The organism is Planotetraspora kaengkrachanensis, assembly GCF_016862895.1.
GTDB classification, from domain to species: Bacteria; Actinomycetota; Actinomycetes; order Streptosporangiales; family Streptosporangiaceae; genus Planotetraspora; species Planotetraspora kaengkrachanensis.
In genome coordinates, this window is record NZ_BONV01000001.1 from 488476 (window position 1) to 510447 (window position 21972).

General features: G+C 67.9%; 26 protein-coding genes and 2 tRNA genes. 12 read left to right on the forward strand and 16 right to left on the reverse strand.

The genetic code is table 11. The features are described 5' to 3' along the window. Window positions 1-246: 246 nt before the first annotated feature. Both Pka01_RS02245 and Pka01_RS02250 read left to right on the forward strand, forming a co-directional pair. Window positions 247-319 (forward strand) — tRNA-Met (locus Pka01_RS02245). Between the two features lie 11 nt (window positions 320-330). Further along, a tRNA-Arg gene (locus tag Pka01_RS02250) sits at window positions 331-403 on the forward strand. A 79-nt stretch (window positions 404-482) separates the two neighbouring features. Here Pka01_RS02250 and Pka01_RS02255 read toward each other — a convergent pair. Continuing rightward, entirely contained in the window at window positions 483-1328 is an 846-nt protein-coding gene (locus Pka01_RS02255) for a helix-turn-helix transcriptional regulator (RefSeq protein WP_203880800.1), read from the reverse strand. Between the two features lie 203 nt (window positions 1329-1531). Here Pka01_RS02255 and Pka01_RS02260 point away from each other — a divergent pair, with 203 nt between their 5' ends. Next, window positions 1532-2350, forward strand: a complete 819-nt coding sequence (locus Pka01_RS02260; RefSeq protein ID WP_239114652.1) for an SDR family NAD(P)-dependent oxidoreductase — start codon at window positions 1532-1534, stop codon at window positions 2348-2350. A gap of 120 nt (window positions 2351-2470) precedes the next feature. On the opposite strand, the gene Pka01_RS02265 is transcribed toward Pka01_RS02260, so the two are convergent. The 7 genes from Pka01_RS02265 to Pka01_RS02295 form a co-directional block, all read right to left on the reverse strand. After that, on the reverse strand, window positions 2471-2938 hold the full coding sequence (locus Pka01_RS02265; protein WP_203880802.1) for a DUF1877 family protein: 468 nt from the start codon (window positions 2936-2938) through the stop codon (window positions 2471-2473). Between the two features lie 214 nt (window positions 2939-3152). After that, window positions 3153-3434 carry a hypothetical protein gene (locus tag Pka01_RS02270; RefSeq protein WP_203880803.1) on the reverse strand — a complete coding sequence of 94 codons (282 nt, stop codon included), beginning with the start codon at window positions 3432-3434 and terminating at the stop codon, window positions 3153-3155. Window positions 3435-3926: 492 nt separating this feature from the next. Then, complete coding sequence (locus Pka01_RS02275) at window positions 3927-5579, reverse strand: PAS domain-containing sensor histidine kinase (protein ID WP_203880804.1); 1653 nt, start codon at window positions 5577-5579, stop codon at window positions 3927-3929. Between the two features lie 210 nt (window positions 5580-5789). Next, complete coding sequence (locus tag Pka01_RS02280; protein ID WP_203880805.1) at window positions 5790-6323, reverse strand: DUF1707 SHOCT-like domain-containing protein; 534 nt, start codon at window positions 6321-6323, stop codon at window positions 5790-5792. 97 nt (window positions 6324-6420) lie between these two features. After that, window positions 6421-7710, reverse strand: a complete 1290-nt coding sequence (locus Pka01_RS02285; RefSeq protein WP_203880806.1) for a hypothetical protein — start codon at window positions 7708-7710, stop codon at window positions 6421-6423. A gap of 84 nt (window positions 7711-7794) precedes the next feature. After that, window positions 7795-8526, reverse strand: a complete 732-nt coding sequence (locus tag Pka01_RS02290; protein WP_203880807.1) for a hypothetical protein — start codon at window positions 8524-8526, stop codon at window positions 7795-7797. After that, a complete protein-coding gene (locus tag Pka01_RS02295) occupies window positions 8523-9017 on the reverse strand; it encodes a SigE family RNA polymerase sigma factor (protein ID WP_203880808.1) in 495 nt (164 codons plus the stop codon). Before Pka01_RS02295 ends, Pka01_RS02290 begins: the two co-directional genes overlap by 4 nt. Window positions 9018-9286: 269 nt before the next feature. On the opposite strand from Pka01_RS02295, the gene Pka01_RS02300 reads away from it, so the two are divergent. Then, window positions 9287-9649 (forward strand): YciI family protein, encoded by a 363-nt coding sequence (locus tag Pka01_RS02300; protein WP_203880809.1) that lies wholly within the window; start codon window positions 9287-9289, stop codon window positions 9647-9649. Continuing rightward, window positions 9646-10926 carry an RNA polymerase sigma factor gene (locus Pka01_RS02305; RefSeq protein ID WP_203880810.1) on the forward strand — a complete coding sequence of 427 codons (1281 nt, stop codon included), beginning with the start codon at window positions 9646-9648 and terminating at the stop codon, window positions 10924-10926. The genes Pka01_RS02300 and Pka01_RS02305 overlap by 4 nt, the downstream gene beginning before the upstream one ends. Before the next feature lie 49 nt (window positions 10927-10975). Here Pka01_RS02305 and speB read toward each other — a convergent pair whose 3' ends face one another. Beyond that, complete coding sequence (gene speB / locus Pka01_RS02310; protein WP_203880811.1) at window positions 10976-11989, reverse strand: agmatinase; 1014 nt, start codon at window positions 11987-11989, stop codon at window positions 10976-10978. Window positions 11990-12110: 121 nt separating this feature from the next. After that, window positions 12111-13469: a pyridoxal phosphate-dependent decarboxylase family protein gene (locus tag Pka01_RS02315; protein WP_203880812.1), complete on the reverse strand. Its 1359-nt coding sequence runs from the start codon at window positions 13467-13469 to the stop codon at window positions 12111-12113. Between the two features lie 203 nt (window positions 13470-13672). Here Pka01_RS02315 and Pka01_RS02320 point away from each other — a divergent pair, with 203 nt between their 5' ends. From Pka01_RS02320 to Pka01_RS02335, 4 genes are all read left to right on the forward strand, one after another. Further along, window positions 13673-14545 carry a LysR family transcriptional regulator gene (locus tag Pka01_RS02320; protein ID WP_203880813.1) on the forward strand — a complete coding sequence of 291 codons (873 nt, stop codon included), beginning with the start codon at window positions 13673-13675 and terminating at the stop codon, window positions 14543-14545. A 140-nt stretch (window positions 14546-14685) separates the two neighbouring features. Then, window positions 14686-15141 carry a hypothetical protein gene (locus tag Pka01_RS02325; RefSeq protein WP_203880814.1) on the forward strand — a complete coding sequence of 152 codons (456 nt, stop codon included), beginning with the start codon at window positions 14686-14688 and terminating at the stop codon, window positions 15139-15141. A 56-nt stretch (window positions 15142-15197) separates the two neighbouring features. Continuing rightward, window positions 15198-15563: an ADP-ribosylation/crystallin J1 gene (locus Pka01_RS02330; RefSeq protein WP_203880815.1), complete on the forward strand. Its 366-nt coding sequence runs from the start codon at window positions 15198-15200 to the stop codon at window positions 15561-15563. Between the two features lie 106 nt (window positions 15564-15669). Next, window positions 15670-16407, forward strand: coding sequence for an alpha/beta fold hydrolase (locus Pka01_RS02335; protein WP_203880816.1), 738 nt, complete (start codon window positions 15670-15672; stop codon window positions 16405-16407). Window positions 16408-16419: 12 nt separating this feature from the next. Here Pka01_RS02335 and Pka01_RS02340 read toward each other — a convergent pair whose 3' ends face one another. The 3 genes from Pka01_RS02340 to Pka01_RS02350 all read right to left on the reverse strand — a co-directional run bounded on the left by Pka01_RS02340 (window position 16420) and on the right by Pka01_RS02350 (window position 18419). Beyond that, entirely contained in the window at window positions 16420-17238 is an 819-nt protein-coding gene (locus Pka01_RS02340; protein ID WP_239114653.1) for a MerR family transcriptional regulator, read from the reverse strand. Between the two features lie 69 nt (window positions 17239-17307). Then, window positions 17308-17793: a hypothetical protein gene (locus tag Pka01_RS02345; RefSeq protein ID WP_203880817.1), complete on the reverse strand. Its 486-nt coding sequence runs from the start codon at window positions 17791-17793 to the stop codon at window positions 17308-17310. Window positions 17794-18002: 209 nt separating this feature from the next. After that, window positions 18003-18419 carry an SRPBCC family protein gene (locus Pka01_RS02350; RefSeq protein ID WP_203880818.1) on the reverse strand — a complete coding sequence of 139 codons (417 nt, stop codon included), beginning with the start codon at window positions 18417-18419 and terminating at the stop codon, window positions 18003-18005. Window positions 18420-18505: 86 nt separating this feature from the next. Here Pka01_RS02350 and Pka01_RS02355 point away from each other — a divergent pair, with 86 nt between their 5' ends. After that, entirely contained in the window at window positions 18506-18973 is a 468-nt protein-coding gene (locus Pka01_RS02355) for a MarR family winged helix-turn-helix transcriptional regulator (RefSeq protein ID WP_239114654.1), read from the forward strand. A 29-nt stretch (window positions 18974-19002) separates the two neighbouring features. Here Pka01_RS02355 and Pka01_RS02360 read toward each other — a convergent pair whose 3' ends face one another. After that, window positions 19003-19476 (reverse strand): GNAT family N-acetyltransferase, encoded by a 474-nt coding sequence (locus Pka01_RS02360; RefSeq protein ID WP_239114655.1) that lies wholly within the window; start codon window positions 19474-19476, stop codon window positions 19003-19005. A 94-nt stretch (window positions 19477-19570) separates the two neighbouring features. Here Pka01_RS02360 and Pka01_RS02365 point away from each other — a divergent pair, with 94 nt between their 5' ends. Both Pka01_RS02365 and Pka01_RS02370 read left to right on the forward strand, forming a co-directional pair. Next, a complete protein-coding gene (locus Pka01_RS02365; RefSeq protein WP_203880820.1) occupies window positions 19571-20119 on the forward strand; it encodes a hypothetical protein in 549 nt (182 codons plus the stop codon). 72 nt (window positions 20120-20191) lie between these two features. After that, window positions 20192-20743 carry a hypothetical protein gene (locus Pka01_RS02370; protein ID WP_203880821.1) on the forward strand — a complete coding sequence of 184 codons (552 nt, stop codon included), beginning with the start codon at window positions 20192-20194 and terminating at the stop codon, window positions 20741-20743. A 4-nt stretch (window positions 20744-20747) separates the two neighbouring features. Here Pka01_RS02370 and Pka01_RS02375 read toward each other — a convergent pair whose 3' ends face one another. Continuing rightward, entirely contained in the window at window positions 20748-21527 is a 780-nt protein-coding gene (locus Pka01_RS02375; RefSeq protein ID WP_203880822.1) for an alpha/beta fold hydrolase, read from the reverse strand. A 22-nt stretch (window positions 21528-21549) separates the two neighbouring features. Further along, entirely contained in the window at window positions 21550-21933 is a 384-nt protein-coding gene (locus Pka01_RS02380; RefSeq protein WP_203880823.1) for a VOC family protein, read from the reverse strand. Window positions 21934-21972 lie beyond the last annotated feature (39 nt).

Genomic DNA, 21972 nt, shown 5'->3' on the forward strand with positions numbered 1-21972 from the left:
CTCGGGGTCACTGCCAGGCGCGATCTCCGCTGCGGAAAACCCGTTGCCCCCGTCTCCGGCTGGGCGGGATGCTCAGTTCGGACACCGGCTGAACCTTCGGAAAGGAGCGGGTCATGCGCCACCGTCATCGCCGTCGTCGCGGTCACCGCGTCCTTCGCCGAATGCGCACGCCCTTCGACACCCATAGCTGACGCCCCCGGCGGAGCCTGCTCGGACTGGAGCGGCCTCGTTCACCCGGCGGGTCCCGGCGGGTGAGGGTGCTGGTGTGCCCGGCGGTTTCATACGCCGCTCTCGGCGGGTTCGATTCCCGCACCCGCTACCTGGTTTCACGCCTCTGTGGCGCAGTGGAAAGCGCGCCTGCTTGCGGAGCAGGAGGTCGCCGGTTCGATTCCAGCCAGAGGCACCGTCTGACCAGCGGAAAGGCCACTCCCAAGATCGGGAGTGGCCTGCTGGGCATCTAAGTGAGCGACTAAGGGCCTGTATCAAAGTCGTTCAGACGGATGGTGAGGCGAGCCGATGGCGGAGAGCAGGGTCAGTTTCTCCGCAGTGGGCGTGCCAGGGGTGGGCGTGAAGAGGGCGAGGACCTGCGAGCGGTCGTCATCGAGGAGGGCCTGGCAGTCCAGCTCCAGCAGGCCGACCTCGAGGTGGGCGACGCGTTTGCGTCGGCTGCGGAGGACGGCGACTTCATGGTCGTCCCACAGGCCTGCGAACTCCGGGCTTTCCGCGCACAGGCGTCCGACCAGGTCGCGGGCTTTGGCGTCGTTGCGGCGAGCGTGGGCGGCGCGCAGGTCGGCGACCAGTATCCGGGACTCCTCCACTTGCAACTGCGGCGGGTATGCCGTGCGCGCCCGTGGTGTGGTGAACCACTGGTAGACGACGTTGCGGGCCATGCCGGTGAGTTCGCGGTGGTCGCCGAAGACGGAGCGCGCCAGTTGGTTCTGCGCGATCGTTTCCCCGAGATCGGTCATGACCTGGGCCGGTATGTCGTGCAACCGGTCCACGACGCTCAGCAGGATCGGGGAGACGTGGTCGTCACTGCGGGTGCGGTCGGGGACGTTGTGCCCAGCCAGACGGTAGAGGTGATCCCGCTCGTCGAGGGTGAGCCTCAGCGCGCGGGTCAGCGATTTCAAGACGGCGAGCGACGGCTGCGGCGCACGGCGTTGTTCGAGCCGGGTGTAGTAGTCCGTGGAGATGCCCGCCATCTGTGCCACTTCCTCGCGGCGAAGCCCGGGCGTACGGCGCCGGACCGTCGGTGACATCCAGGTCTCGGAGGGAGTGAGTCTCTCCCTCCGCGTCCGCAGAAAGTGAGCCAGATTATGGGCATCCATATCTGCAGTATTCGCCTCTCAGAAAAGCCTTGCCAGGGACTGCGAATCCGTGGATGAGCGAACTCTGCCCGCAACCCGCATCGGGTCACACACTGACGCTGCGGCCGAATCCGGCCGCGGACGATGCGATGTGGAAAGCGAGAGCGATCATGGATACCCCTAACACCTCGAGTGGCTCGGCTTCGGCTCGGCCGCGTACGTGGATGATCTCTGGCGCATCCCGGGGCCTGGGCCGGCAGTGGGCGCAGACCGTGCTGGAACGCGGTGACCGGGTCGTGGCGACGGCACGCGACGCGGCATCCCTGGAGCCTTTGGCAGAGCGCTACGGCGGCAACGTCCTGACGCTGGAGTCCGATGTCACCGATCCCGAGGCCGTCCGTGAAGCGGTTCGCACAGCCGAAGCCCGTTTCGGAGGGATCGACATCCTGGTCAACAACGCCGGCCACATGCTGATCGCTGCTGCCGAGGAGGTCACCGAGGATCAGGCCAAGGCGCAGATGGACACCAACTTCTTCGGCGCGCTGTGGATGACCAGGGCGGTCCTGCCGGGGATGCGTGAGCGTCGCGCGGGCCGAATCCTTCAGGTGTCGTCGATCGGTGGCGTGGTGGCCTATCCGGCACTGGGTCTGTACCACGCGTCGAAGTGGGCCCTGGAGGCCTTCAGCCAGTCACTGGCGGCCGAGGTCGCTGCGTACGGCATCCATGTCACGCTCATCGAGCCGATCATGTTCCCCACCGGGCTGTTCGCGACCTCTCCCCAGGTCGACCCGACACCCGCCTACGAGCACGCCAGGAAGGCACTGTTCGAGCGTGACACCGAAATGAGGCCCGGCGATGTCGCCGCCACCGGACGTGCCCTCCTCGAACTGGCCGACGCGCCCGAACCGCCGCTGCGCGCCCTTTTCGGCGCAGGCGGCCTCGACGAACTGCACCAGGAGTACGCGAAGCGGCTCGAGGAGTGGCAGCGGTGGGAGGGCCTGTCCCGCACAGCGCAGGGGACCGCGACCGCGACCGGTGTGTGACCCCTAAGAGCCCTCGGAACCTCCGAAGATGCGATCCATGGCCACGGCCCCGGACTGGATCACCGGCTGGTGCTTCAGTTGGCCAGCCGAGCGGAGGCCGACCTGGGGATCCCGGGCGGGTCAGAACGAGAAGTCCTTGACCACCGACCAGCCCCGCTCCACCGACCTGCCGTAGAAGGCTCGTAGGTCCTCGTGGTACCTAGCCAGGCGCTCCCGCAGCTCTTCATCCGAGTTGGACGAGGGCAGTTGCCGCCATCCCTGCCACCGGTCCGGGAACGACACCCCCTCCAGATATGCCGCCGCGCGCGCCACTTCCGGTGGCTCGAGCACCGCGTGGCCCGGGCCGCCGCCGGGGTCCGGTATGTGCCGACCACCGAAGACGGGGAACTCCCCGTCGCCACCCGGCTCCGACCGGGGAGAGTAGAGCTCGTTCAGCTGGAAGAAGCCGCTCTCCAGCCATACTGCGTCTCCTGCCCGGACCCGTCGGCGCAGCTCGTCGAACTCCACATCGAATAGCGCCTCAAAGCCCGCCGCGTCCCCGGGCAGCCCGGAGGATTCGAGCCCTTGAAAGTAGATCCACATACTCACGCCCGGCAAACTACCCGGCGCCAGCCGCTGATCTTAGCCCGGCTCCTGCTCCGTCTCTGTTCCGCCGGAGCGTGAGAGATCCCCGAAACTGTTGGCAACTGCTGGAACATGAAATCCCAGCTCAGGGCCGTTTCACTGACCGGCCGCAGGTCAGAGAAACGGCGCCCCGGCCTACAGGCGTACTTGTCCGATGGGCCCGCACCGGCCTATGGCTTCAAGAACGCGAAGATCCGATCACACCTACCCACGCTTTTCTGTATCGATCTTCGACAACGGATATGAAAGTGTCATATGTATCGTCCTCATCTGAACTTCCGGAAGCAATGAAGACTGTGGCATTTGCTTTCCAGATGAGAATTCGCCAACCTTGATCGGCGTCCCAATACGGCTCAGTGACGGTTCCGAGTGGGATGTCGTGCAACGTCCAGTTGCTGATGTCCTCTTCCGCGTTGCCCCACCAGGGGAACTCGATGCACACATCGATGCCGGAATCCACGAGCCGAAGTACAGTTCCGAGTCCACCAGCCCTCGCTGCAACCTCGATCGAGAAGTCCGAGGCCACTCGGAATCGACCAGGATCTATCGACGGGATCTCCCGAAAATCCTGGATGGTCAACTGCGTCCTACCGCGACCCTCGGAGGCCGAAGGTGGGATGTCGATTCCCGTCACCCGCGAAGCCGGACGGCATTGCACTCAGCTCTCAAGGGTGCTCCTGACGTCCAGGTATCGACAATCGCCTGCCCGATGCCATCCCCGCATTTCGCCCATGTGATGACATCGCGGGCAAATATGGTTACGAACGTGACAACCCCGCCGGTGATCGCGACAGCGAGGACCTTCTGGGACGTCTTCATCGGGCCGTGCCCCCTGCATACTTGCGATACCTGCCGCAACGTACAGTCCCAGGCCCGTCAGAGCCAACGCAAGCTAGGGCGTGCCCGTGCCGTACGGTCGTCGGCCTGCTGGCGCTCCGGAGGTCCGCGGAGGCTACGGACGCCTGTCTGTCAGCGGAAGCCGGAGGACGAACCGGGCACCACGCGGTGAGTCTTCGATCGTGAGGGTCCCGTTGTGGGCGTGGGCGATGTCGCGCGAGATGGCCAGGCCGAGCCCGCTGCCTCCCGGCTCCCTGCGCCGGCCCTCGTCCAGTCGGACGAAGCGCTCGAAGACGCGCTCTCGGTCCTGCGGCGCGATTCCAGCACCGTCGTCGCACACGGTGACGACGACCGAGCCCTCCACTCGTCCCACGGCGACGTGAACCCTTTTCTCCGCGTGCCGCCGGGCGTTGACCAGGAGGTTGTCGATGACCCGGATCAGCTGGATCCGGTTGCCGAGAACGTTCACATCCCGGCCCGCGTCGACGTGGACCGGCACGCCACCCGCCATGGCCGCCACCTCCTTGGCCACCAGCGCGCCGACGTCGATCGGCTCGTAGGCGGCCGGCCCTCCGGCACGGAGGCGAGCCAGCACCAGCAGGTCGTCGACGATCCTCTCCAGCCGATCGGTGACCGCCAGCGCCTCCCTGATGGTCTCGTGCGGGTCGACGTCTGCGGGGTAGAGCACCGCCTCCTCGAGCCGGGCGCGGAGACCGGCGAGCGGCGTTCTGAGCTCGTGAGAGGTGGAGGAGGCGAACCGACGTTGCTCCTTGAACATGTCCGCGTTGTCCACCGCGAGCCCGGCCCGGCTGGCGATGTCGCCGATAAGGGATAGATCAGCCGAGTCGTACACCGGGGAGGTCTCGTATCGGGCCAGGGTGAGCGCGCCCACCACCCGGCGCGGCGTACGCAGCGGCGCGACGATGACCGAATGGGCACCCAACTCCTCGTACGGCCGCCGCCGCCGGACGCTGTACTCCTCCAGGTCGATTCGCTCGGCCAGATCCTCAGGGCCGAACAGCACCGCGGGGCCGCCGCGCAGCACTTGCGCCATCGGCGCCTGGGAGGTCTCAGGAAACGCCGGAAGCGGCCCCTCCCACTGCTTGTACTCGACACCGCTCCGGCCCTGCTTGACCACGACCGCAACCCTGTCCACCCCGTCGCCGCTGGGGCCGAGCAGGTCGATCGTCGCCCAGTCGGCCAGCCGGGGCACCACCAGACGCGACAGCCGCCGCAGCGCCTCATCCACCTTCAGGGTGGAGGCCAGCACGGTGCTGATCTCGGCCATCAGCGACAACCGGTCGGTCAGCTTCCCCAGTGCCGCCAGGGCGGCCGCCTGCTTGTGTTCCACGGCCTTGTGCCGCGACAGGTCGTAGAACAGGACCACCGAGCCCATCTCCTTGCCCCCGCCCAACGGGAGCGGGGCCGCCATCACGCCCACGGGGATCAGGTCTCCGGATCCGCGGGTGAACCACGCCTCCTCGCTGCGGACGTACACCCCTTCGGCGAACGCGGCCAGAATCTGGCAGTCCTCCCGGGCCATCGGGCTTCCGTCGGCGTAGCGGTGCAGCAGGTCGTGGGGGTCAACCCCGATCAACTGCCGTGCGGGACGATCGAGCAACCTCTCGGCATACGGATTGACCAGGAGGATCTTCCCCGCATGGTCGACCACGTACAAACCCACACGCAGACCGTGGAACAGGGCTCTGACGAGTTCCTCGCTGAACCCATACCCCGCCCAGTCCTCCAGGCCGTCGCTGGCTGTCATGGCGGTTTCCCCCTTACCCACCACCTGTCAAACCCGCCCAAACGGCGAACAATCTCTTAAGGGTATGTATCTCGAAAGCGACTGCTGTTTGTGCTGGGGAGATCCTTCATAGATCGTTTTCGACCCACGAGGCGCGCCCCCATGACTCTCGAACGCACGTGCGGCTGTGGGAAGGCTGGGGTGGGCGCACCCACGCTGCAGCACCGCAGGCTAACGTCGAGGCCGCCGCTCGATGACTTTCGCGTGTACGAGCGCGCCGACGAGCTCGATACGGAGAAGGGGATCGGCAGCGGCGTCCCTGGAGTGAAGCTTGACCTTGGAGTAGGTGCGGTTGAGCCCGTCGGCGTTGGTCACGATGCCCGGCGCGCCGACGATGAGCAGCTTGCTGTGCACCATCTCCGCGTCGATGCGCAGGACGCTCGCGGTGATCACGGCATGGGTGAAGTCGAGGGTGACCCTGGCATGTTGGGTGCGGAGCCTGATGCGCCCGGGCACCCGCCAGTGCCCGTCCTTCACGTACTTGCCGCCCCCCTGCTCGAGCACGAGTACGTCGTCGGCCGCAGGCCAGAGGTCGGCGGTGAGTCCGGCCAGCTCGCGGAGCGTCCGGGCCGCCAGCGCACGCTCCAGCCGGGTGTCGAGTTCCTCGGCATCGAGTCGGCCTTCACCGGCGGCGATCCGCAACGCGTCCACGACACGGTCCCGATCCCCGTGCGATGCCCGCAGATCGGGCAGATCATCCGACATGGCAAGCACGCTAGCAAGGTAACCGGCACCCGGCCATCGGTTCCGATCATGGTTCTTCAACGTCGCCGTCGCCTGGTGCCGGGGTGCGGCGGGTCGGTCAGGTGCCGTCGCCGAAGGCGGCGACCACGGCGGCGGCCTGCTCGACGCCGTGCACGGCGGAGGCATCGCCTACGGCGGCGTAGACCGCGCGCTGCCAGTCCAGGGCGGCGGTCACGTTGTCGCGGACCTTCCCGTCGATCATCGCGTGCGGCAGGAGTTGCCCGACGACGCCGGTGAGCCAGTTGGCGGCGTCGACGGCGGCGCTCCACTCGCCCCTCTCGCCGCGCCGCTGCCCGAAGTTGAGCAGCACCGACAGCCACTCGACGCCGAAGTGCGCGAACTGGTAGCGCATGTTGACGTCGCCGCGGTACGACGCCCAGGCGAACAGGGCGTGCGCCTCGAGGCCGCAGAGCCGTTCGTAGGACGGGTCCGCGCCCATGGCGGTCTGGAACTGCAGCTCGCCGAGGACCGCGCCGTATCCGGCGCCGACGCTGTGGTTCACCCGTTGCGCCGGGACCAGCAGTCGCACCTCGGTCGGCGGGGCGGTCAGCACGTCGACGTAGCGCTGCTGGTCGTTGTGGGTGAGCACGGTGGCGAGGGACGGCTGGGACGCCAGGACGTCGGCGACCGCCTCGTCGGTGACTCTGAACCCGTCGTCTCCGGTGACCGTGGCGAACCACGTCGCCGCCTCCGCCGGCCCGGTACGGCCCGCCGCGGTGTGCAGCAGCGCGGCGAGCGGGGCGGCGATGTGCAGGGTCTGCGCGTCGGCCAGGGTCAGGGCCAGCGGGCCGCCGGGGCCGAAGCCGCTGACGACCTCGCGGATCGCCCAGTCGGCCGCGGCGACGACCAGATCCGGGTCGCCCAGGACGGCGTGCTGCACCTGGGCGGCGTGCGCGACGATCCGGGCGGCGTCGAGGCGGCGGGGCGAGCGAGGCACGTCGTCGACCCGGTCGAGGCTGTCCATGACGGCGCGTTGGGCGTCGGCGACCGCCGACAGCGGGCGGTCGCCGTGCGCATGCACCCGGGCCCGGCGGATCACCACGTCGGTCACCAGTTGGCCGGCGCCGGGGCCGAGCTCCGCGTAGACCGACTCCGCCTCGTCCAGCGCCGTCACCGCCTCGGTGAACCGTTCACGCTGGCGTTCCCACTCGCCGATCGCATAGAGCATCGCGCCGAGCTGGAGCGCGACGTCGCGGTCCGGCCGGCCGGTGCCGATCATCCCCCGGACCAGGTCGCACGCCTCCTGTAACCGGTCCACCGCCCCGGCCACGTCCCCGGCGGCGAAACGACGCTTCGCCTCGGTGTCCAACGTGACGACCCGTTCCCGCACCCGGCGTTCGGACTCCACACGGGAACGCTACCGCCGGATGATCCACTGGTCACTACCCGAGCAGCCCCACGGCGAGGACCAGGCGGGCGCGAAAGCGAGTCGCTAGTCGCCTTCCGCCGTGTCGTAAATCCCCACGGACCACAGACCCGGCTGCCGGCCGACCGCGGCCGCGAGCCGTTCCGGGTTCTCGGTGATCGTCATCACCGTGAACTTCCCGTCGCACGTGCCCCGCTTCGGGTCGGGGACCTTGCACTTCCCGTACTCGGCGACCGGCGCGTCTGCGGGAAACACCCAGATATCCACGATTTGCACTTGGCCAACCCATCCCGGGTACGTCTCAGAATGTTGGGTATCGAGACCGTGGCCTTTGGCCGCGAACCTGTCACCACATCGGCTGAACGCGCTCCCGTCGCCTAATTCCAACACCCAGTCCTTCGGATCGGCACATCGAATGACCGTGCCGGTTCGGTTGCTGGTCGGCCGGAACGCCACCCTCACCCTCTGTCCCACGAACTGGTAAGTCTGCGAGTAGATCAGCGACAGCTTGTCCCCGTTTGCTTTCACCGTCTCGGGCATCTCGACGCCGGTGGATACGCGCGCAGAGGTCGCCGGCTTCGCCGTGGTGTCCCTGTCCAGCAAGGGAAGGGTGACCCCGAACACGCCGGTGACGGCCGCGACGACTCCGACCACTGCCGCACCCGCGGCGATACGTCTACGCAGCCGCATCGCGCGTCCTTCCTTCACGATCTCGGCCACGAGGAAATGCCAGCCCGGACCCTCGGCGCTGCGTTCGGCCAGTACGGTGCGCAGATCGTTCTCGGTGACATGACTCATCTCGTCGCCTCCGGTTGCAGATCCTGGACTTCTGGAGTCACGCGTAGCCGTGCCAGCGCCCTGCCGAGTTGCGTCTTCACGGTTCCCAGCGAGCATCCGAGAGTGTCCGCCACCTGCTGCATGGTCATCTCGTCGAAATAGTGCAGGACGATCACCGTGCGCTGCCGCCTCGATAAGGTGCCGATCGCAGCCCACAGGGTGTCGCGGTCCACCACGGTCCCGGAGAAATCACGCTCCGATCGTTCCGGGACCGCCTCTGTGGGCACTTCTCCCCGCCAACTCCTGCGCCACCAGGAGGTGTGCGTGTTGACGATGATCCGGTAGACGTACCGGTCGGGATCTTCCTCGATCCTGCGCCACACCGCCCACGCCTTGGCCAGTGAGGTCTGCACGAGATCCTCTGCCACCGCCCAGTCCCGGGTGAGCAGGTACGCCGTCCGGCACAACCGGTCGTGTCGATGTGCGACGTACTCGGCGAAACCATTCGCCATCTCGGACCTCCGTTCGGATCACTCCACCGATCACTACTGCCTGGACGGACGATCCGGACGACACTCTCTGAAAACTTTCTGTACGTCCTCAGGCGGCCCTCACCGGGCCGAGGTGGCATGGAGGATGAAGCGGAGCGGATCGGCTCGACATCGTCCTCCGGAAATGAAGCGAAAGAATGTCGATGGGATGTCGAGGACGGCGCGTCCGCTCCGTCTGCAGGGTGACAGCGCGCCGACGGGGTGCGCGCAGGACGGAAGGGACGCCCCAGATGAAGTACCTGCTGTTGATCTACGGCAACCAGGAGAAGTGGAGTTCGATCCCGGCGGAGGAGTGGCCGGAGGCCATCGCCAAGCAGGAGTCGTTCAACAAGAAGTACCGGGAGACCGGCGAGTTGCTGGGTGCCTACGGCCTGGCTGATGCGGCGGCCGCCCGACTGGTGCTGCGCAAGGACGGCGCCCCAGCCGTCACCGACGGTCCGTACCTGGAGACCAAGGAGTACATCGCCAGCTTCTACCTGCTGGATTGCGAGAACGAGGAGCGGGCGCAGGAGATCGCGGCGGACATGCCCTGGGCCGACCTCGAGCCGGTCGAGGTGTGGCCGATCCTGCACGAGGCCGCGGCCGACCTGTGAGCCGGGATCGGGGCGTCGAGGACCTGCTGCGCGAGCTTGCGCCGCAGGTCCTCAGCGCTCTGGTCCGCCGGTACGGGCAGTTCGACGCGTGCGAGGACGCCGTTCAGGAGGCCCTGCTGAAGGCGGCGACGTTGTGGCCCACGCAGGGAGTACCGGACAATCCCCGGGGCTGGCTGGTCACCGTCTCCGCTCATCGCCTGCTGGACGAGTTCCGTAGCGACCGGTCGCGGCGGCGGCGCGAGGAGGCTGCCATGGCGGCGACCCCTCAATCCGCGTTGCTGGCCGCACCTGCAGACGCCACCGCGGAGAATGAGCGGGACGAAACTCTGGCCCTGCTGTTCCTGTGCTGCCACCCCGCGCTCTCTGTGCCCAGCCAGATCGCGCTGACTCTGCGCGCGGTGGGCGGACTCACCACCGTGCAGATCGCGGCGGCCTTCCTGGTCCCGGAGGCCACCATGGCCCAGCGCATCAGTCGGGCCAAGCAGAGCATCAAGGCGAGCGGAGCGTCGTTCACGGTGCCGGATGCCGCAGCGCGGGCCGAGCGGGAACGTGCCGTGCTTCACGTGTTGTACCTCATATTCAACGAGGGCTACACCGCCACGGCAGGCCCGGACCTCACCGCGCCGCAACTGTCCGACGAGGCGATCCGGCTCACCCGTCTGCTTCGCTTGCTCCTGCCGGACGATGGCGAGGTCGCCGGGCTCCTCGCCTTGATGCTGCTCACCGACGCGCGCCGACCCGCGCGCATTCGGCCCGATGGCAGTCTGGTGCCGCTGGAGGAACAAGACCGCAGCAAATGGGATCGCCGGCGTATCGCCGAAGGGGTTGAGATGATCACCGCGACGCTGCCCCGAGGCCAGGTCGGCCCTTACCAGTTGCAGGCGGCGATAGCCGCGGTCCATGACGAGGCAGAGCACATGGAGGCGACGGACTGGCCGCAAATCCTTGCCCTCTACCAGCTCCTGGAACGGATGGCGCCGAACCCGATGGTGACCCTCAACCGGGCGGTCGCCCTGGCCAAGGTGCGTGGGCCGGCCGCTGGGCTGCATCTGCTCGCACGATTGGAGTCCGATCACCGGATGACACGCCACCACCGCCTGATCGCGACCCGGGCACACCTGCTGGAACTGGCCGGCGAGCACTCCGCGGCAGCGGAGGCCTACCGCGAGGCCGCCCGGCTGGCCACCACCTTGCCCGAGCGCCGGCACTTGATCGCCCGCGCCGAGGCGACCCGGAAGGATCGCCCAGGGCCAGGAATGCCGGCACCCCCCGAGTGAGCGTCGAACTGAGTGATCCTTCAGGTCGCTGTTCGTCGTCGTGCCGCGGTCAGCGGCCGTCCAGCAACGGCTGCCGAGGATCCCACGTCGTGCCGTCGCGAGCGTCCTTCCGCCGACGGGCGATTCCCGTGAGCGCCTCCAGTACGACTCGGTTCGCGAGGTACGACGTGATCTCGGCGTGGTCGTATGGCGGCGACACTTCGACGACGTCGACGCCGAGAACGGGCAGCTCGTAGGCGATCCGGCGCACGGAGTCCAGCAGTTGCCGCGCCGTCAGGCCCCCAGGTTCGGGCGTGCCCGTTCCTGGAGCGTGACCGGGATCGCACACGTCGATGTCCACCGACAGGAAGACGCCGTCGCACTCGTCCATTGCGATGCCGGACGCTTCGGTCAGACATTCGTCCAGGCCGCGCGCCCCGATTTCTGTCATCTCGTAGGACCGCATGCGCTGCCGGGCCATCCAGCTCAGGATCTCAGGCGGCGGCCAGTAGCCCCGCAGGCCGATCTGCAAGAAGCGATCGCCTCGTACCGCGCCGGATTCGATGAGCCGGCGCATGGGCTGGCCGTGTCCGACCAGCGAGCCGTGTTCCACGTCGCCGGTGTCGGCATGCGCGTCAAAATGGATCATGGAAACCCGGCCTGCTCCGACGTGCTGGGCGACACCGGCCGCGTCCGGCCAGGCGACGGTGTGGTCGCCTCCGAGGATCAGCGGGATCGCACCGGTACTGGCGACGGCATGGACGGCGGTCTGCAGGTCGCGTACCGAACGTTCGGCGTCGCCGGAGAACATCTCGACATCGCCGGCGTCGTAGACACGCAGGTCCCGCAGGGCGTCGACACGCATGGCCAGCGAAGGGCGGGACCCGTCGGGCGGGTTGTAGTCGGTCTGACGGATGTACTGAGGGCCGAACCGCGTCCCTGGACGATGCGAGGTTCCGCCGTCGAACGGCGCGCCGAGGATCACGACGTCCGCATCGGAATAGCTGCCGGCGTCCGCCCAGTCACAGGCGTCGACGCCCATGAAGGTGATGTCCGGTCCGAATTGCGCGCCGTATCGAGCCATGGTGTCGACCTTTCCCAGGAATGCTCCGCCGCCGAAGCTCGATCATGAAGCCGACTGGCGGGCCCCGTCCACCAGTCCCTGCGCGTGATGTTCTCTGATGCGTTCCGGAGGAGCGGAATCATCAGCGCATCGAGTCGAGGATGAGCCGCAGATCGTTCTCCGACGTCGTCGGATTGACGATTGCGAAGCGAGTGCAGATCCGGCCTCGGTGGCTGGTCGGAGTCACGAAGGCGAGCTGTGATTTGAGCAGTTCATCGCTCCACTGTTCGTAATCACCGGCTCGCCATCCGATGCGTTCGAATGTCAGCACGGTGAGGTCCGGCTCGACCAACAAGGCGACATGGTCTGCACGGCGGATCATTTCCGCGGCGGCGCGCGCGGTGGACAACGTCTTTTCGATCGCGTCCCGGTAGGCATCGGTTCCATGGACCGCCAGTGAGAACCAGAACGGAAGACCGCGGGCACGTCTGGTGAGCTGGATGGCGTAATCGGACGGATTCCACGCGCTTTCCGCCAGGACAGGCTCCAGATACCCGGCGTGCTGGGTGTGGGCCGCCTTGGCCAGCGCCGGGTCGCGGTAGAGCAGTGCGCAGCAGTCGAACGGCGCGAACAGCCACTTGTGCGGGTCGACGATGAACGAGTCCGCTGCCTCGATGCCGTCGTAGAGAGGACGGACGCTCGGTGCGGCGAGGCCGGCGCCGCCGTAGGCGCCGTCGACGTGTAGCCACCAGCCGTTCTCGCGGGCGACCTCGCCGATCCCCGCGATGTCGTCGACGATGCCGAGGTTGGTCGTGCCGGCGGTGGCGACCACGGCGAAGATGCCCTCGCGCCGGGAGGCGGGGAGGCCGTTGACGGTGTCGCGCAAGGCGGCCCCGGTCATCCTGCCCCGGGCGTCGCCCTCGACGTTGACGACGTCGACGTCCATGACGACCCGCAAGGCGTGCATGACTGACGAGTGCGTCTCATCGGTCACGCAGACCGCCCAGCGCCGCGGAACCGTCGACCGCTTCCGCTTCGCCGCTTCCCTCGCGGCGACCAGGGCCGACAGATTCCCGATGGTGCCGCCCTGAACGAACGCACCCCCTGATGTGACCGGCAGGCCGGCCAGGTCGGCGATCCAGCGAAGGGCCTCGTTCTCGGCGAAGGCGGCCCCCGATCCTTCGAGCCACGATCCGGCGTACACGTTCGACGTGCCCACGAGCATGTCGAACGCGGCTGCCAACTTGGTCGGCGCCGCCGGAATGAAGGACAAATAGCGCGGGTGGTCAACGGTTATGCACGCCGGAGCCAGCACGTCCGTCCAGAGCCGCACCGCCTCGGGAGCGCCGACGCCTGAGGGAGTGATCGTCTTTCCGGCCGCGGACTCGAGTTGCATGGGCGTGGCGGTCCCGTCGAGGGACGGGTGCGACGCCAGCCGATCCATGCTCAGCCGTGCCAGTTCCCGAATCGTGGCCTCGATCTCGGGCGTGTTGTCGTGCACAGGACATCCTCTGGGGTGCGGCCGGCCGGCCCCTCACGTTCTGATGTTCCGGCTCAACAAGGGAAAGCGCGCCGATGGCACGAGCGGAAGCCGTCCGCCATCAGCGCACCCAGATATTTGTGCATACCTGGATCGTCCGCGTCCAGCGCCTAGTTCTGTTGGCAACGTCCGCGATTTGCGGACGTCTGGCTACCCTGACTCGTATGGACCTGCAATGGATGCGCGTACTGGTCGAGCTCGCCGACCGTGACACCCTGCGCGCTGTGGCCGATGTGACCGGGTACAGCCCTTCAGCCGTCTCCCAGCACCTGGCCGCGCTCCAGAAGGCACTGGACACCGTGCTGGTCGAGCCCGTCGGCAGAAAGCTCGCGTTCACCCCCGCGGGTAAGGCCTTCCTGCCCCATGCCCGTGCCATTCTCGCCAGGTACGACACGGCCCGCGGCGAACTCTCACCTGAGGGGCAGCTCTTGGGTGACGTCCGTCTTGCCGGATATGCCACGGGCCTCGCGCACCATGTGATTCCCGCCATCTCAGCCATGCGCGGCCGGCACCCTCACCTGACCGTGACCATGGAAGAGCGCGAACCTCCGGAGGCTCAGGCGTTGCTCGACAGGGACGAGGTCGACATCGCCCTGGTCTACGACCTGAGTCTTGCGCCCCGCAGCATCCCCGCCACCGCCTATCACGAGGTGCCGATGGAGCTGGTGGTCCAAGCCGCAGACGGCCGGGCTCCCGAGGAGATCATCACCGACCCCACGACGACCTGGATCACCAACTCCCGCGCACACGACGACGACGAACTCATCCAGAGGATGACCGCGCAATTCGGCGTGGTCCCCCGCATCGCCCATCGGGCCGACAGCCTCGACCTTGGGATCCGCCTGATCGTCGCCGGTCTGGGTGCGGCCCTGATGGCCGGCGACGGCCCCCGGCACCCGGACGTGCGGTACTCGTCCCTCCACGGAGCGGCGGGAACACGTCGCAGTTACGTGCTCACCCGGCCCGGACGCGAGCAGTGGCGTGCCAATGCGACGGTCATCTCCGCCATCACCGCGGCCGCCGCATCGTCCGCCTGATGCTCTGCCGCCGAACCCCGCCGGGTTTCGCGGAGGCCCTGAAGCCGGCCCGACGGCATGCCCCATCGCTTGGCGGTTTGGGCGATTTCTGAGTATTCGTACTCAGGCGGCACACGCGATGCCTCATCGAGAATCGCGGCATGCGCGACTACCTGAAAGCGGTCGGCTGGCTTATGGTGCTGATCTTCGTCGTACCAGGACTCCTGCTCCTGCTCTGGGCGGCTCTCCCCGCCCGGGGACCGACCTACGACTTCGTCCTGTGGTACGGGGGCTTCCTCCTGGTGGAGTTCGTCGCGGCCACACTGATCGTGGCCGTTCTCGCCGTCTGGCGCCTGCCCTCTCTGGCGCGCGCCCTCATCGCGGCCCTCGTCGTCTATGCGGTGTCCCTGGTCATGCCCATCGCCTCTCCCCTGGCCCGGTATCCGCTCCATGTCGTGAGGTGCGGTGGAGCTCCGGTCGTGGCGACCGACTTCGCGTCCGCACGCAGCTATCGGACACCCGACAGCAGCGCATACGCCGTGACGCCACTGGACTCCACGTTCTTCTGCACACCCGAGGCGGCCGACCACGCGGGCTACCGCCGGTCGAATCTCTGAAGACGGCCGGGGGTCGAGCCGATTAGGTTGAGGGCGCGCTCGCGGGAGGAGAGACCATGTCGAACCAGTTGACGACCTTGTGGCGGCCGACCGGGCCGGAGGAGCTGGATTTGGTGCGGCAGTCCGAGTGGCGGGCGTGGCCGCCGCGGCTGCCTGATCAACCGATCTTCTATCCGGTGCTCAACGAGGACTACGCCGTCAGGATCGCTCGCGATTGGAATGCCCCTCGTTCCGGCGTCGGCTACGTGACTCGCTTTCAGGTGCGCGGCGACTTCCTGGCCCGCTACCCGATCCGGCAGGTAGGCGGCGAAACGATTCTCGAACTCTGGGTGCCTGCCGAGGAGCTGGACGAGTTCAACGCGCACATCGTGGGCGTCATCGAAGTGGTGCACGAGTTTCGCCTCGATCACGACAGAGGATGAGACGGCCGACCGGGGGCGAAGGACGGTGGACGCCCCCGGCGGGTCGTGACCTGGCCATGCTGGTTAGCGTTGCCTTACGCGTCTTGTTCGCGGGAGGTGGAAGGCCATGCGCGTGTTCGTTCACGGGGTTCCGGAGACCGCCGTCGTGTGGCAAACCCTGCAGGAAGCCGTGGGGGGCCCCTCTGTGGCACTCACGCTGCCCGGCTTCGGCACCGGTCTGCCTGCGGGCTTCACTCCCACCAAGGATCAGTACGCCTCGTGGCTCACGGACGAGCTGAAGAAGATCCCGGGGCCCATCGACCTGGTCGGCCACGACTGGGGCGCGCTGCTCACCATGCGGGTCGCCACTGTCGGCGAAGTCCGGCTGAGGAGCTGGATCTGCGATGTGGGCAGCGTCTTCCATCCGGAGTACGCATGGCATCCGTGGGCGGCGACGCTGATCAGTCCCGATCAGGGTGAGGAGACGCTGCTGCGGCGGCGGCAGTCCAGCCCGGAGGAGGCCGGGGCGCTGATGACGGGCAGCGGTGTTCCCGCCGACGCCGCCGCCGAGATGTTCGCGGCTCTCGACGAGACCATGAGCCGGTGCATTCTCGGCCTCTACCGTTCCGCCGTGCCCAACGTCTCCGCCGACTGGGGCGCGCTTGCGCAGGCTCCCACAGCGGCCCCCGGGATGATTCTGCTGCCGACCGAAGACCGGGTGGACTACGAAGACCTTTCCCGGCAGATGGCCGATCGGCTCGGCGCCCGCACCGAGATCCTCGACGGCATGGGCCACTGGTGGATGTACGACGGGACCGGGAAGGTCGCGTCCGCTCTCAACGAGTTCTGGGCCGCCGTCGAGTAGGCCCATCAGGGCTCAGCTCAGCCGGGCGTGCGCGTAGGCGGTCATGGCGTCTCGCATGTACTCGGCCAGGCCCTCGGCGATCTGCTCGTAGTTCGCCCTGAACTGCTCCTCCTCCGCCTGCATCCGGGCCAGTTGCGCATATTGTGCCGCGGTCGGCGTCCAGAACTCGCTCAGGTGCCGATAGTGGACGTCGAGTTCGGCGAAGACCGCCGGGGCGTCGACGGGGGTGCCGGCGAGCATGTGCTCGGCCATCCGGACCATCCCCGCCGTCGCCTCCCGCTGCATTCGCTCAAGCTCCTGCGGGGTACTGCTGTCCAGAAGCTCCTGCTGCCCGCTCTGCCGCCACTGCTCCGGCCACCGCTCGCGGGCGCCGTCCTCGTACCGGGCGGCGTCGAATCCCTCGAACAGGTTCTCCGGCCTGCTGATCCTGGGCATGGTCGTCTTCCCTTCGTTCTCCTGAAGTTCGGCGATGGTGCGCTCCACCATGCGGGCCACCCCGTCCAGCCGGTCACGCTCCGCCAGCAGGCGCCTGTGGTGCTCGCGCAGCGCCGCGACGGGGTCGGTGTGCCGATCGACGATCTCCTTGATCTCGGTCAGGCCGAGGCCCAGCGCACGCAACACGAGGACCTGCTGCAGGCGCAGCAACTGGTCCTCGTCGTAGTAGCGGTAGCCGTTCCCGCCGATCCGCGCGGGCGGGAGCAGCCCGATCTGGTCGTAGTGCCGCAGCGTCCGGGACGTCACTCCCGACATCTGGGCCACCTGCGCGATCGACCACGACATGGCGTTCTCCCCGTCCTCGCTCGTCACCGAGCCGGTGGTCTCCGGAATCACGACACTAGAAGTTGACGCGACGAGAAGGTCAACAGTGCTCAGGAGGCAAATACCGGCCGGCGGCGGGAATCACGGGGACGCGGGCAGGTCACTTCGCTTGGCTTGTTCGTGGGCGATGAGGGCGTCCACCGCCGCGACGAAGCCGGGTTCGAAGTCACCGTAGGAGTGCTTTTTCACGATCTCCCAGCGAGCGACGTTCTCTGGGATGGCCAGCATCCGGCACAGCGAGTCGCCGTCACGTTTCATATAACGCAGCATGCGGTCGAAGTCGCCCCTCACGTGCAGGTTGTGCGCCACGAGGTAACCGTCCAGGAGAATGCTCAGATAGACCAGGGCGCGCGCATCCCGCTCGGACGTCCCCGCGGGGATTCCGTGGACGTCGATCCACAACTCGGGATGGTCCAATGCCGCCTGGTTGGCGAGGAAGAGATTCTGAATGTGCCCGGGGCGACTGCTTGCACGAGCCGTTCGCGCGCTCGACCACGCGATGAAAGCGCTGACCATCGCGACCACCAGCGCCGCGACGGTCAGCGAGATCGACACGGTGTCGTTCACACATCCTCCTTGTTCGCCCGTCGGTGAACCGCCTCGCTTTTGAGACCGATCCTTTACGCCCCTGCAGAGCCGGTCAACGGGCCACTGGGCGGTCCCGGCACAGGTGAGATTCGAGTCCCGCCGATCACCCGTTCTGTTCGCCACTTCGTCCTCGGGAAACAACGCGGCCCCGCCCTGTCGGACAGGGCGGGGGCCGCGCGTTCGTCAGGTCATGCGGTGGCGAGATAGGCGGTCAGGCCGTCGAGCAGGAAGTTGCTGCCCTGTTCTGCCTGGTCGCGCTCCTCGGCGGTGTCGAAGGTCTGGGCGAGGGTGATCCGCGTGCGCTCGCCTTCCGCGGCCAGGTCGACGGTCATCAGGGCGGGCTCGTCGCGACCGGGCACGTCCATGCTCATCACCAGGCGCTTGTTCTCCACGACCTCGATGTAGCCGCCCGACAGCGGCACGCGGGCACCGCCGGGGATGACCATGACCGTGCTCCAGGAGCCGCCGGGCCGGGCGTCCAGGACGACTTCTTCGGCGCCGGCCCATGCGCCGTAGTCGTCAGCGACGGTCCACGCGGCCCAGACCTTGCCGGCCGGGGCGTCGAGGGTGCGGGTGAGGGTGTAGTCGTATCCGACGGTGCTCATGACGCATCTCCTTGTCTGGCCCCTGTCGGGGGGTTGGGGATCAACTGATCACAAGGTATAGTAAATACTTCTGATAGTCAATGATCGTGACTAAATTCGGAGCCGAGATGGACGACGACGCCAGGGAGCCGGACTTGGGGATGCTGATCGGGCAGCTGGGGCGGGCGGTGCAGGACGAGCTGTTCTCCCGCCTCGCCGAGCAGGGCCATCCCCACGTGCAGCCGCGGCACGGCACGGTGCTGGCCGTGCTGCCCGCCTCGGGTGCGCGGGCCACCGAGCTCGCCCAGCTATCCGGGCAGCACAAGCAGATCGTCGGGGTCATCGTCGACGAACTGGAGCGGCTCGGCTATGTCCGCAGGGAGGCCGACCCCGCCGATCGGCGCGCGAAGCTCGTCGTCCCCACCGAGACCGGCCTGGACGAGATCGGCAAGGGCCGCGCCATCCTCGCCCAGATCGAGCAGCGCCACCGCGGGGATCTGGGCGATGAGACCTACCTGGTCTTCAAGGACGCCCTCAAGCACATCACGGGTTCCCAGCGCGCTTGGCGGCGGTAGAGCAGCGGTACCGACCGAGAGGGTGCGGGCTACGAAGGTTGCGGCGGAACGCGCATCCGCAGCAACGGCAGCACGCGACCGGGTATCGAGCCCGATGGGGTCTCGCCGACGCGCTCGGCGCCCATCGCCAGATAGAACCCCTCCGCGAACGGGTCGGCATCGATGCGCAGGGTCGTGAAGCCGGCCGATCGAGCCGTTCGAAGCGCGTGGTGCCACAGATGACGTCCGACGCCGCCGCCGATGGCGTCGGGTTCGACCCACATGTTGCCCAGTTCGCCGTCGGGCGGTTCGCCGGTGAGGCTGTAGAAGCCCAGCACGCGCCCGGCGGACTCGGCGACCGCGATTCGCTGAGCTCGCAACTGGTCGGGGTGAAAGGTCAGCTCCGCCCGGCACGCCTCCAGGAAGTCGTGGTCGTACCCCCAGTGCCCCTTGGATCGAAGGGCGAGGTCGCCGAGCAGCCCCGCCTCCTCCGCCCGCGCAGGGCGAATCCGAATGTCGATCACGCCACCATTGTCCAGGGCCGGCGCGATCACTTGCATGCCCTTTTTGTGCACGTACGGTCGGCGACCGAGCGCTCTTGTGCGCTATCGTCCGCCCATGAGCGGAGCCGATGATCTCCTCCGGCGGATCGAGACCACTCCGGAGCTGGCCCGGCTGCTGATGTGGCCGGGTGACTTCGACATCGAACGTCGTGACCCTGTCGAGCAGTTGCGGCTGCCGTCCGGACTGTCGCTGACGCCGATAGCCGGAGACGCCAGTGGTGGCACCTACTTCCTGTGTGGAACGCCCGGCACCACGCGCCCGGTCCTGTACGCCGATTCCGAGGGCCAGGCCACCTTGGTGGCCGCCGACCTGGAGGAGGCGCTCACGCTGGTCGCGGCGTTCCCCTATTGGCAGGACATGCTGCACGGACATTCAGCCGAGGAGCTGGAGGAGGAGATCCGTGACGACGACCCCGACTACGCGGACGCGCACGCCGAACTCGTCGGCCTTCTCGGCCTCACCCCGCCCACGGCGGAGGATGCGGTCACGCGACTGCGGGCCTCGGCGGCCCGCACCGTTCCCGACTTCCTGCCCGTCGCGCTCCACGACGAGGGCGAAAGCGTCTACGAACCGATGTGGACGCCGGGTCGTCGGCCCGTCTGAGGGACCGTAGGGCCGCTCCCGTGTTCACGGTGCGGTCCTGCACTTCGGCCACCGCCGACCACGAGGGGAACCATGCAAGCGGACATCGCGACTCAGCTGATCACGGCGTCCGCCACGCTGGGCGGTGTGGTCATGACCCTGCTCGCGAACGCGTTCCTCGAGCGCCGGCGGGCACGCGACGGCCAACGGCTCGAAACCCATCGCGTCAGCTCAGAGCACGCCAAGTGGTTACGCGAAGAGCGGCACAGGGCGTACGGCGGCATGGCCATCGCCGCTGAAGAGGTCCAGCAGTGGATGCGCAGCGACCTGCTCGAAGTCGCGGCTACAGGCGACGAGACCACGCGCGAACAGGCCGCGGCCCGGTGGAAGCTCCTTCGGACCGAGCTGCGCAAGGCGTACGACCAGGTCGCCATCTTCGGAGCGGACGAGGCCCGGGCGGAGGCGCTCACCCTGTGGCGGACGGCGCGCAACACGGGGAACGACTACCTCTTTCCCTCGACCGACCATCCCGCTCCCGAGGAGCCGGTCCGGGCGATCAGGGAGGGTGTGGCCCGGCTCGGTGTCGCAGGCGAGGCGTTCCTGGACGCATGCCGGAAGGACCTGCAGGGCGACGCGGTCCGCTGATCGGCTAGCGGCTCCACTCCCCCTGGTCGAGCCGCCGCAGCTGCCCGACCAGGAGATGCAGCAACGCTTGAGGATCTTCCAGGTGGGGGTCGTGTCCCGTCGGCATGGACGCCTCCCGCACCGACGCCGACGTACGCGTGGCCGATTCGAGCTGCCGCCGCGTCCAGAGGCAGTAGGCGTCCCACGCGGGGACCAGATGTTCGGGGAACATGCCCGCGAAGGCCGACGAGTCACCGCTGACGACGAGCAGCGGACAACGCGCACCGCGATAGACGGCGAACAGGTCCAGGGCGTCTATCTCACGCATGACCTGGAGGAACGACTCAGGCAGGCCCCGGCCCATCTCCGCCAGGAACGCCGTCATCTCCCTGCAGGCGCGTTCCGCGGAATCCTCCAGGCCGTGGAACTGGTCAGGCCGGGTCGGGTTTCCGTGGCCGTCGAGGTTGACCGCCAGCGGGCACTCCGGATGTTCCTTCGCCCACAGCGCGGCGACCATGCCCCCGAGGGAATGCCCGATGATCATTGGCCGGCGAAGGCCGTACCCCTCGGCGACGGCGGCGACGTCGGTGAGCACCTCTCGCCAGGACCACGGCGCCCGTCCGGACTCACCGTGGCCGCGGAGATCCATGGACACCGGGTGGAATCCCTCGCCGACGAGCAGCCCCGCGAAGGCGTCCCAATCCCTGCGCGTCCGCCCGCCCCCATGCAGCAGGAGGACGTCCCTGCCCTGCCCGCCGTGGTCTTCTGCCGCCATCGGCACTCCCCCGGCCGTGAACTTCCTCATCAACGGTCCTGTCTCCTGGAGGTCAGCGCATGACGCAGAACTCGTTGCCCTCGGGGTCGGCCATCGTCACCCAGTCCTCGTACTCGGCCAGCACCCGCGCGCCGAGCCCGACCAGCCTCCGGACCTCCGCGGCCGGGTCGTCGGCCGTCAGATCCAGATGCATCCGGTTCTTGACGACCTTCTCCTCGGGCACGAGCGAGAAGAAGAACCGCGGCCTGACCCCCGGGCCCGCCTCGACCAGCACGTTCGGATCGTCTTCCGGATCGTCGATGCCGTCGCCGCGCAGGCGTTCCAGCTCGGCCTGGTCGTACGGCGCCACCTGGTAGCCGTCGAGCGCCGCCGCCCAGAACCGGGCCAGCGAGGCCGGATGCCGGGAGTCGACCACGACGTCGTGAATTCGTGCCATGAGATCACCTGCTCGCAAAGTCGCCCGAAGCCACCGGGC

Excerpts from the sequence above, each read along its gene's own strand:
- Pka01_RS02275 (WP_203880804.1), bottom strand. The coding sequence starts at position 5,579 with ATGACAGCCAGCGACGGCCTGGAGGACTGGGCGGGGTATGGGTTCAGC.
- Pka01_RS02350 (WP_203880818.1), bottom strand. The coding sequence starts at position 18,419 with ATGAGCACCGTCGGATACGACTACACCCTCACCCGCACCCTCGACGCC.
- Pka01_RS02300 (WP_203880809.1), top strand. The coding sequence starts at position 9,287 with ATGAAGTACCTGCTGTTGATCTACGGCAACCAGGAGAAGTGGAGTTCG.
- Pka01_RS02330 (WP_203880815.1), top strand. The coding sequence starts at position 15,198 with ATGTCGAACCAGTTGACGACCTTGTGGCGGCCGACCGGGCCGGAGGAG.
- Pka01_RS02295 (WP_203880808.1), bottom strand. The coding sequence starts at position 9,017 with ATGGCGAATGGTTTCGCCGAGTACGTCGCACATCGACACGACCGGTTG.
- Pka01_RS02280 (WP_203880805.1), bottom strand. The coding sequence starts at position 6,323 with ATGTCGGATGATCTGCCCGATCTGCGGGCATCGCACGGGGATCGGGAC.
- Pka01_RS02380 (WP_203880823.1), bottom strand. The coding sequence starts at position 21,933 with ATGGCACGAATTCACGACGTCGTGGTCGACTCCCGGCATCCGGCCTCG.
- Pka01_RS02255 (WP_203880800.1), bottom strand. The coding sequence starts at position 1,328 with ATGGATGCCCATAATCTGGCTCACTTTCTGCGGACGCGGAGGGAGAGA.
- Pka01_RS02335 (WP_203880816.1), top strand. The coding sequence starts at position 15,670 with ATGCGCGTGTTCGTTCACGGGGTTCCGGAGACCGCCGTCGTGTGGCAA.
- Pka01_RS02370 (WP_203880821.1), top strand. The coding sequence starts at position 20,192 with ATGCAAGCGGACATCGCGACTCAGCTGATCACGGCGTCCGCCACGCTG.
- Pka01_RS02290 (WP_203880807.1), bottom strand. The coding sequence starts at position 8,526 with ATGAGTCATGTCACCGAGAACGATCTGCGCACCGTACTGGCCGAACGC.
- Pka01_RS02375 (WP_203880822.1), bottom strand. The coding sequence starts at position 21,527 with ATGAGGAAGTTCACGGCCGGGGGAGTGCCGATGGCGGCAGAAGACCAC.
- Pka01_RS02320 (WP_203880813.1), top strand. The coding sequence starts at position 13,673 with ATGGACCTGCAATGGATGCGCGTACTGGTCGAGCTCGCCGACCGTGAC.
- Pka01_RS02260 (WP_239114652.1), top strand. The coding sequence starts at position 1,532 with ATGATCTCTGGCGCATCCCGGGGCCTGGGCCGGCAGTGGGCGCAGACC.
- Pka01_RS02325 (WP_203880814.1), top strand. The coding sequence starts at position 14,686 with ATGCGCGACTACCTGAAAGCGGTCGGCTGGCTTATGGTGCTGATCTTC.
- speB (WP_203880811.1), bottom strand. The coding sequence starts at position 11,989 with ATGGCTCGATACGGCGCGCAATTCGGACCGGACATCACCTTCATGGGC.
- Pka01_RS02365 (WP_203880820.1), top strand. The coding sequence starts at position 19,571 with ATGAGCGGAGCCGATGATCTCCTCCGGCGGATCGAGACCACTCCGGAG.